Genomic DNA, 9,269 nt, shown 5'->3' on the forward strand with positions numbered 1-9,269 from the left:
AAGGCAGGTGAAGGCCGGCGCGGCGAGACCGCGGGCCGTCTGAAGACCTCAGGCGGCCCGCGGTCCGCGGCGGGCCGTTAGCTGTGCTCGCTTACCTCATCAGGCGGCTGTTCGCCGCCGCAGTGATGCTGGTGGTCATCATCCTGGTGGTCTTCTGCATCTTCTTCCTCGTCCCCAAGTGGGCGGGCGTGGACATCGCCACGAGCTTCGTGGGCAAGCAGGCGGACCCCGCGTCGGTGGAGGCCGTGCGGACGAAGCTGGGTCTGAGCGACCCGATCTTCGTGCAGGTCTGGCACTTCTTCAAGGGCATCTTCGTGGGCCGCACCTACGCGGCCGGCGGCGATGTGACGCACTGTGCCGCGCCCTGCTTCGGCTACTCCTTCCGCAGCGAGCAGGCCGTCTGGCCGGTGCTCACCGACCGCTTCCCGGTGACCCTGGGTCTCGCGCTCGGTGCCGCCGTGCTGTGGCTCGTCTTCGGCGTCGCGGCGGGTGTGCTCTCCGCGCTCAAGCGGGGCAGCATCTGGGACCGCGGCGCGATGGTCGTCGCGCTCGGCGGAGTCTCCCTGCCGATCTACTTCACGGGCCTCCTCTCGCTCGCGATCTTCAGTTACGGACTGAACTGGATCAACGGCAAGTACGTGCCCCTCGACCAGAGCTTCAGCGGCTGGCTGGGCGGCATGATCCTGCCCTGGATCACCCTCGCCTTCCTGTACGCGGCGATGTACGCCCGGATCACCCGCGCCACCATGCTGGAGATCCTCGGCGAGGACTACATCCGCACGGCCCGCGCGAAGGGCCTCAAGGAGCAGGTCGTCATCGGCAAGCACGCCATGCGCTCCACGATGACGCCGATCCTGACCATGCTCGGCATGGACCTCGGCGCCCTCATCGGCGGCGCGATCCTGACCGAGTCGACGTTCAGCATCCCGGGCCTGGGCCAGGCGGTGCTCACCGCCATCAAGAACCAGGACCTGCCCGTCATCCTGGGCGTCACCCTGATCACTTCTCTCGCGGTGCTGATCGCCAACCTCGTGGTGGACATCCTGTACGCCGTGATCGACCCCCGAGTGAGGCTCTCATGACGGAACTGAGCAAGAGCGGAGCGGCGGTGGGCGAGCCCACGAGCGGCTCGCCCGCTCCGACGGCCTTCCTGGAAGTGCGCGACCTGAAGGTGCACTTCCCCACCGACGACGGTCTGGTCAAGTCCGTCGACGGGCTCTCCTTCCAGCTGGAGAAGGGCAAGACCCTCGGCATCGTGGGCGAGTCGGGTTCCGGCAAGTCGGTGACCTCGCTCGGCATCATGGGCCTGCACACCGCCGGGCAGTACGGCAAGCGCAAGGCGCGGATATCCGGTGAGATCTGGCTGGACGGCACCGAGTTGCTCGGCAGCGACCCGGACGACGTGCGCAAGCTCCGCGGCCGCCAGATGTCGATGATCTTCCAGGACCCGCTGTCCGCGCTGCACCCGTACTACACGATCGGCCAGCAGATCGTGGAGGCGTACCGCATCCACCACGACGTCGACAAGAAGACCGCCAAGCGGCGCGCCGTCGAGATGCTCGACCGGGTCGGCATCCCTCAGCCGGACAAGCGGGTCGACAGCTACCCGCACGAGTTCTCCGGCGGTATGCGCCAGCGCGCGATGATCGCGATGTCGCTGGTCAACAACCCCGAACTGCTCATCGCGGACGAGCCGACGACCGCCCTGGACGTGACCGTCCAGGCGCAGATCCTCGACCTGATCCGGGACCTTCAGAAGGAGTTCGGCTCCGCGGTCATCATCATCACCCACGACCTGGGCGTCGTCGCCGAACTCGCCGACGACATCCTGGTGATGTACGGCGGCCGCTGTGTGGAGCGCGGCCCGGCCGAGAAGGTGTTCTACGAGCCCAGGCACCCCTACACCTGGGGTCTGCTGGGCTCGATGCCGCGTCTCGACCGTGACCAGCAGGAGCGCCTGATCCCGGTGAAGGGCTCCCCGCCCTCGCTGATCAACATCCCGTCCGGCTGCGCCTTCAACCCGCGCTGTCCGTACGCGGACGTCCCCAAGGACAACGTCACCCGCACGGTCCGTCCGGAGCTGACCGAGGTCGGCGGCCGGCACTGGGCCGCCTGCCACATGACGCAGGAGCAGCGGGAGCGGATCTGGACCGAAGAGATTGCGCCGAAGCTGTGAGCGAGAACCCCAAGGACACCGCGGTGACCATCCCCGCGCAGAGCGACGGTGCGGTCTCCACCCGGGGCGCCGCCCAGGGCGAGACCCTGCTCAAGGTGACCGGCCTCCAGAAGCACTTCCCGATCAAGAAGGGCCTGCTCCAGCGGCAGGTCGGCGCCGTGCACGCGGTCGACGGGCTCGACTTCGAGGTCAGGGCCGGTGAGACCCTCGGTGTCGTGGGCGAGTCCGGCTGCGGCAAGTCGACGATGGGCCGGCTGATCACCCGGCTGCTGGAGCCGACCGGTGGCAAGGTCGAGTTCGAGGGCGAGGACATCACGCACCTCAGTGTCAGCGGTATGCGTCCGCTGCGCCGCGACGTGCAGATGATCTTCCAGGATCCGTACTCCTCGCTGAACCCGCGTCACACCATCGGCACGATCATCGGGGCCCCCTTCAAGCTCCAGGGCGTGACGCCGGAGGGCGGCGTCAAGAAGGAAGTGCAGCGGCTGCTGTCAGTGGTCGGTCTCAACCCCGAGCACTACAACCGCTACCCGCACGAGTTCTCCGGCGGCCAGCGCCAGCGCATCGGCATCGCACGCGCGCTGGCCCTGAAGCCGAAGCTGGTGGTGGCCGACGAGCCCGTCTCCGCGCTGGACGTCTCGATCCAGGCGCAGGTCGTGAACCTCATGGACGACCTCCAGGAGGAACTGGGCCTGACCTATGTGATCATCGCCCATGACCTCTCCGTCGTCCGGCACGTCTCGGACCGCATCGCCGTGATGTACCTCGGCAAGATCGTCGAGCTCGCCGACCGGGACTCGCTGTACAAGGCGCCGATGCACCCGTACACCAAGGCGCTGATGTCGGCGGTGCCGATCCCGGACCCGAAGCGCCGGGGCCAGAAGAGCGAGCGCATCCTGCTCCAGGGTGATGTGCCGTCGCCGATCTCCCCGCCCTCGGGCTGCCGCTTCCACACCCGTTGCTGGAAGGCGACGGAGATCTGCAAGACGACCGAGCCGGCGCTCCTCGAACTCCGTCCGGGCCAGCAGGTCGCCTGCCACCACCCGGAGAGCTTCGCCGACCAGGCCCCGCAGGACACGGTCCTGCTGGCCGCGGCGAAGGAAGCCTCGGAGTTGGTGGGCGAGGCGGTTCTGGAAGAGTCGGCGGAGACCTCGGCGGCGGTGGCGGCGGTGGCTTCTTCCAAGCCGGCCGACGACTCTGCTGAGACCGCCGATGCCACTGGTACCACTGAGACAGAAGCCGGTGGTCAGGAGTCAACTGACGGACAGAACTGATCAGTTGCCACACGACAGTCGCAAGGACCGGCAGGGGCGCCCTGCCGGTCCTTGCTTGTTCGACGCCGTGTGCGGGAGGTCGCCTGGACTATCCCCAGACCAGCAGCCGCCATTTCACGGAGGGCTGCACCGCGAGCCGCATCACCCGGTCACTCTCCGCGCCGGTGAATCCCGCCGGATCCGTCGGTCACCTCCGCGTCACCGGGCCCCAGGCAGATCAGGCGCAGGGTGACAGTGGGACCCTCCTTCGCCAAGGGCACGTCGAACCGCTGGGCACCCCGCCCGCTCTGTGCCGGCAGCAGCCTCCCGGGCGGAACCGGTGTCCTCAGGGAGTCCAGCGTCGGCAACCCCGTTTCCGCGGTCGTCGAGGCGAGCGCTGCCGTTCGTGGCGTCGGCTGCCGCGCTGACGAATCCGCGGCACCGCAGCCGGCCACGGATATCAATGTGGCGGAGAATACGGCCACACGTGCCGCGCATTGCAGGAAACGGCCTCCGGCGAGCAAAGTCATCCCCGGGTGCTCCAGAACGCCGGGATGTGGTACGGGAATTCATAGACCGAGTCCGTGCCGCAGTTGTTCCCACGGCGATCAAAGAGAGCAACGCCGCGCCGACGGTCATGGTCCTCATGTATTGCGTCAAGATTCTGGTCCCTGGTCGAGGGGCGAGGGAGCCCCGTCAATCGCCCCGTGTGGCGACTCCCCCGTAAGTGTGAATTTAGCGCCCGGATCAGTCGATTCGGCGGGACCGCTGATTTATGACAGGTTGGTAAAGTCATGTACATGTCTGGGTGGGAGGGTGCAGGTTGGGCGTATCCGTCTGATCGGACCACGCACCGAAGGGACGACCCATGCGCCTCTCCCGTTCGGCACGTCTGGCGGCCGTCGCAACTGCGGCGGCCGCCTCCTTGGTCGTCGCGGCCGCCCCCGCCCCCACCCCGGGCGCCGACGGCATCGGCGACCCCTACTTCCCGCAGCTGGGCAACGGCGGCTTCGACGCCCGCCACTACGACCTCGATGTGGCCTACGCCCCGGACACCGGCCGCCTGGACGGCCGTACGACGATCACCGCGCGCGCCACCCAGAACCTCTCCGCCTTCGACCTCGACCTACAGAAGCTGGAGGTCACGAAGGTCGAAGTGAACGGCAGACGCGCCCCGTTCACGCGCTCCGGCGACGAGATCACCGTCACGCCGAGGGACGCGCTCGCCAAGGGCCGGGACTTCACCGTCTCCGTCACCTACGGCGGGATACCCGTACCCCTCAACGGGCCCATCGTCTTCGGCTCCGACTACGGCTGGATGAAGACCCCCGACGGCGTCTTCGTCGCCTGTGAACCCAACGCGGCCTCCACCTGGTTCCCGTCCAGCGACCACCCCGCGGACAAGGCCACCTACGACATCCGGATCAAGGCGCCCGAGGGCCTGACCGCGGTCTCCAACGGCCGGCTGGTCTCGACGTACGACAAGGGCGGTTCGACGTACACCCACTGGCGCGAGGGCAGGCCGATGGCGACCTACCTCGCCACCGCCACCATCGGGAAGTTCGACGTGCGGACCGGGAAGACCCCCTCCGGCATCCCGGTCTACGTCGCCATCGACCCGGTCCTCGCCAACAGCAACAGCGTCGACGTGTACGCCGTCACCGCCGCCGCCACCGACTACTGGTCGCAGGTCTTCGGGCCGTACCCGTTCGAGGAGACCGGGGCCATCGTCGACGACATGCCGCAGGCGGGGTTCTCGCTGGAGGTGCAGAGCAAGCCGGCCTACTCGGCGGTGCGCAGCGAGACGACGATCGTGCACGAGCTGGCCCACCAGTGGTTCGGCGACTCGGTGAGCGTGGCGCAGTGGAAGGACATCTGGCTCAACGAGGGCTTCGCCACCTACGCCCAGTGGCTGTGGGCGGAGCACCAGGGCACCAGGTCCGCCCACGACTCGTTCCTCGCCGCCTACAACGCCCGGGCCGCCGACAACCCCTTCTGGCAGATCACCGTCGCCGACCCGCAGCGCGACACCATGTTCGCCTCGGCCGTCTACCAGCGCGGCGCGATGACGTTGCAGATGCTGCGCGAACGGATCGGCGACACGGCGTTCTTCAAGCTGCTCCCGGCCTGGACGAAGCTGCACCGCTACGGCAACGCGGACACCGCCGACTTCATCCGCCTCGCGGAGAAGGTCAGTGGGCGGCAGCTGGACGACCTGTTCCAGACCTGGCTGTTCACCACAGGGAAACCCGCCCTGTGAGCCTGGGTTTGTAAGGTTCACGCACCCTGACAGGACACAATGTCAGGGTGCAGCTCCAGCAACTCTTCTCCCCCTCCGTCCAGCACACGCTCGACGTCATCGGCATCTTCGTGTTCGCGATCTCCGGCGCGCTGCTGGCCGTCCGCAAGAACTTCGACGTCTTCGGCATGGCCGTGCTCGCCGAGGTCACCGCGCTGGGCGGGGGGATCTTCCGGGACGTGATCATCGGCGCGGTGCCCCCGGCCGCCTTCACGGACCTGGGGTACTTCATCACCCCGCTCCTCGCCGCGCTCGTGGTGTTCTTCCTGCATCCGCACGTCGAGCGGATCCAGTCGGCGGTGCTGGTCTTCGACGCGGCTGGCCTCGGCCTGTTCGCCGTGAGCGGGACGACGAAGGCGTACTCCTACGGACTCAACCTGTTCGCCTCCGCCGCCCTGGGCCTCGCCACCGCCGTCGGCGGCGGGGTGCTCCGGGACGTGCTCGCCAACGAGATTCCCTCGCTGCTGCGCTGGGACCGCGACCTCTACGCGGTCCCAGCGATCGTCGGGGCGACGATGGTGGTGCTGTGCATCCGTTACGACGCGCTCACCCCGTTCACCAGCGGGCTCGCGGTCGTCACCGCCTTCGTACTGCGCCTGCTCGCGATGCGGTACCACTGGCGAGCGCCGCGTGCGTGGAACCGGCGCTCGACGGTACGAGAGGAGTAGTACCGGTACCGGCCCTGACGTGGCTCTGCCCCATGTTGACCGTGAGCCACTCGAAGACCGTCGGCACCTGGGGCCGCCACAGCGCCATGTTGTGGCCGCCCGCGCTGTGCGGCAGGTACACCACGTGCACGGTGGTCGGTGCCTTGGCGACCTGTTCCAGCGCGACTCCGGCCTGGTAGCCGTCGCCCGACTCGCCGGAGATGTAGAGGGCGATCCGGGGCGGGGTGGCCGCCTTCCGCAGCAGCAGGTAGGGGTTGTTCTGCTCGCGCAGGGTCACGCTCTGCGCGGCCAGCGAGTTGCGTTCGCCGATCGGGTCGTTGTAGCCGGACAGGCTGACGGCGGCCCGGTAGCGGTCCGGGTGGGCGACCGCCAGCTTGACCGCGCAGTGCGCGCCCGCCGAGTAGCCGGCCACGGCCCAGTCGGCGGGGGCGGCCGCGGCGCGGAAGTTGTCGGTCACCATCTTCGGCACGTCGATGCTCAGCCAGCTGTCCGCGTTGACCGTGCCCGGGATGTTGGCGCAGCCCGTGTCCACCCCGGCCAGCAGGTTGGTGCGCGGCGCGACCAGGATGAAGGGCGCCACCTTGCCGCTCTTCATCAACGGCTCCAGTTGCTCGGTCACCTTCAGCGAACCGAACCAGGCCTTGGCCGAGCCGGGGTAGCCGGGCAGCAGTTCCACGACCGGGAAGCGGTGGTGGCGGTAGGCGGGTTCGTGGTACTGGGGCGGCAGCCAGACGTAGACCTCGGCGTCGACGCCCGAGACCCGGCCCTTGAGCTGGGTGACCTCGACCCCGCCGGCCGCCCGCATGCCCGGTCCGTCGGCCGCCGTGAAGGTCTGCTTCACCTTGGGCAGCCGCTTCAGCGCTATGCCGCCGGTACCGTCCTGCCCGAGGTTCGCGGCCTGCTGGACATGGTTGCCGGTACCGAGCAGGTCGGCCCAGTTGTCGTACAGGTTGTTCTGGTTGTTGACCAGCACGAAGATCAGCGTCACCGCCGTGGCCTGGGCGAACAGCAGCATCAGGACCCGGGCCGCGGCCCGCAGGGCCTTGGGCCCCCGCAGCCTCGACCACAGGAAGAGCGGCAGTATGAGGGCGACCAGGGACAGGACGATGGTCGTGTAGAGGAACGGAGTCCCGGTGAGGCTCATGTCCCCATAGAGGGGAATCACGGTCCCCGGGTTACGGACGTGTCCGGACACTTACCTAGAAATTGCCGGAACCTCACTCGACGGAGGGATCCCTTACCGGTCGGGCGGCTGATGGCGAATCAGAAAAGCTACCGCTTAGTAATCACTTCTTGTACTGTTCAGGCATGCCAGAAGCAGCATCCACGCGGGCCGTGATCGGCGACAGCGAGTTCGACCGCGACACCGCGGTCACCCGGCGCGCCCCCGGGCTCTACGACATCGACCTCTCGGCCGGCTGGACCATCATCAGCGCCGTCAACGGCGGCTATCTGCTGGCCGTGCTCGGCCGGGCGCTCGCGGACACGCTGCCGCATCCGGACCCGTTCACCATTTCCGCGCACTACCTGACCGCGTCCCGGCCGGGCCCGGCCGTGATCCGCACGGACACCGTCCGCACCGGCCGCACCCTCTCCACCGGCCAGGCCTCGCTCTTCCAGTACGACGAGGAGGGCAACGAGGTCGAACGCATCCGCGTCCTCGCCTCCTACGGCGACCTCACCGACCTCCCCGACGACGTCCGCACCACGGCGACCCCGCCCGCGTTCCCGCCCATGGCGCACTGCTTCGGCCCCGCGACCGCATCAGAGGTCCGACTGCCGTCGGGTGCTCCGGCCCCGGTCGACGGCAGCTCCGCCATCGCCGAGCGCCTGATGCTCGGACTGGACCCCGCCACCCTCGGCTGGGCCCTCGGCGCCCCCTCCGGCAAGGGCGAGATGCGTGCCTGGTTCGGCCTCGCGGACGGCCGTGACCCCGACCCGCTCTCCCTCCTGCTGGCGGTGGACGCGCTGCCGCCCACCGCGTTCGAGATCGGCCTCAAGGGCTGGGTCCCCACGGTCGAACTGACCGTCCACGTCCGTCACCGCCCCGCCCCGGGCCCGCTGCGCGTCTCCATCACCACCCGGAACCTGGCGGGCGGCTTCCTGGAGGAGGACGCCGAGGTCTGGGACAGTGCCGACCGCCTGGTCGCCCAGTCACGGCAGTTGGCCCGGGTTCGTCTCGGCTGACCTCGCGACAACCCTGTTCTGTCACGGACCTGTACCGGTGCGTACAGGGTGATCGTTCAGGAAAGCGCAGGCCGGAGCCGTTTCTTGGGCTTCCCATGACCCGAATCACAGGCTGCGGACAGGGCGGACCGAAGAACGCCCTAAACGCCGTTGGTTGAGTGCCACGCCTCAGGACTCCCTCATCCTTTACGGAGTTGTCTCTCATGAAGCGTGCGCGCCTCGTCCCCGCCGTCGCCCTGCTCGCCGTGTCCCCGCTGCTGCTCACCGCGTGCGGTTCGAGCGACTCGTCCTCCTCCGGCAGCGGCGACTCCGGCCAGACGCAGTCCTGCCGACAGCCGTCCGGGATGCCGTCCGGTATGCCGACCGGCAACGCGTCGGGCCGTCCGAGCGGCGCCCCCTCGGGTGCTCCCACCGGGACCGTCAAGCCGACCGGCACCCCCACCGGCATGCCGAGCGGCGCGCCGGGCGGCGGCGGTCAGGGCGGCGGCCCCGGTGGCGCCATGGGCGGCGGCTGCGGCGGCGGCCAGGGCGGACCCGGCGCCGGTGGCGCCGCCCCCAGCGGTGCGCCGACCGCGCAGGCGACGAAGAGCTGACAGCGTCCCGGCGCTGATGCACTGCGCGGCCGGCAAGGACCGGGCCGGTGTCTCCATAGCCGTGACGCTGCTCGCGGTGGGCGTGGAGCGGGA

At 69.0% G+C, this 9,269-nt stretch carries 8 protein-coding genes and 1 pseudogene; 8 read left to right on the forward strand and 1 reads right to left on the reverse strand.

The annotated features are described in order from the left end of the window. Positions 1 to 83: 83 nt before the first annotated feature. The 5 genes from AB0P24_RS30245 to AB0P24_RS30265 all read left to right on the forward strand — a co-directional run bounded on the left by AB0P24_RS30245 (position 84) and on the right by AB0P24_RS30265 (position 6,396). A complete protein-coding gene (locus tag AB0P24_RS30245) occupies positions 84 to 1,082 on the forward strand; it encodes an ABC transporter permease (protein ID WP_365799487.1) in 999 nt (332 codons plus the stop codon). After that, positions 1,079 to 2,176 (forward strand): ABC transporter ATP-binding protein, encoded by a 1,098-nt coding sequence (locus tag AB0P24_RS30250; protein WP_365799489.1) that lies wholly within the window; start codon positions 1,079 to 1,081, stop codon positions 2,174 to 2,176. The genes AB0P24_RS30245 and AB0P24_RS30250 overlap by 4 nt, the downstream gene beginning before the upstream one ends. Next, on the forward strand, positions 2,173 to 3,450 hold the full coding sequence (locus AB0P24_RS30255; protein WP_365799491.1) for a dipeptide ABC transporter ATP-binding protein: 1,278 nt from the start codon (positions 2,173 to 2,175) through the stop codon (positions 3,448 to 3,450). The genes AB0P24_RS30250 and AB0P24_RS30255 overlap by 4 nt, the downstream gene beginning before the upstream one ends. A gap of 847 nt (positions 3,451 to 4,297) precedes the next feature. Further along, complete coding sequence (locus AB0P24_RS30260; RefSeq protein WP_365799493.1) at positions 4,298 to 5,689, forward strand: M1 family metallopeptidase; 1,392 nt, start codon at positions 4,298 to 4,300, stop codon at positions 5,687 to 5,689. A 47-nt stretch (positions 5,690 to 5,736) separates the two neighbouring features. Beyond that, entirely contained in the window at positions 5,737 to 6,396 is a 660-nt protein-coding gene (locus AB0P24_RS30265; protein ID WP_365799495.1) for a trimeric intracellular cation channel family protein, read from the forward strand. On the opposite strand, the gene AB0P24_RS30270 is transcribed toward AB0P24_RS30265, so the two are convergent. After that, positions 6,305 to 7,540, reverse strand: a complete 1,236-nt coding sequence (locus tag AB0P24_RS30270; RefSeq protein ID WP_365799503.1) for an alpha/beta hydrolase-fold protein — start codon at positions 7,538 to 7,540, stop codon at positions 6,305 to 6,307. The two genes, AB0P24_RS30265 and AB0P24_RS30270, sit on opposite strands and share 92 nt — an antisense overlap. Before the next feature lie 164 nt (positions 7,541 to 7,704). Here AB0P24_RS30270 and AB0P24_RS30275 point away from each other — a divergent pair, with 164 nt between their 5' ends. The 3 genes and pseudogenes from AB0P24_RS30275 to AB0P24_RS30285 form a co-directional block, all read left to right on the forward strand. Further along, positions 7,705 to 8,583, forward strand: a complete 879-nt coding sequence (locus tag AB0P24_RS30275; protein WP_365799497.1) for a thioesterase family protein — start codon at positions 7,705 to 7,707, stop codon at positions 8,581 to 8,583. A 203-nt stretch (positions 8,584 to 8,786) separates the two neighbouring features. After that, positions 8,787 to 9,176 (forward strand): hypothetical protein, encoded by a 390-nt coding sequence (locus tag AB0P24_RS30280; protein ID WP_365799499.1) that lies wholly within the window; start codon positions 8,787 to 8,789, stop codon positions 9,174 to 9,176. Next, positions 9,175 to 9,269: pseudogene (locus AB0P24_RS30285) on the forward strand (tyrosine-protein phosphatase); the annotation flags it as partial. The gene AB0P24_RS30280 and the pseudogene AB0P24_RS30285, both read left to right, overlap by 2 nt.

Origin of the sequence: Streptomyces sp. NPDC086519, assembly GCF_040686075.1 — a bacterium.
Lineage (GTDB): Bacteria > Actinomycetota > Actinomycetes > Streptomycetales > Streptomycetaceae > Streptomyces > Streptomyces shenzhenensis.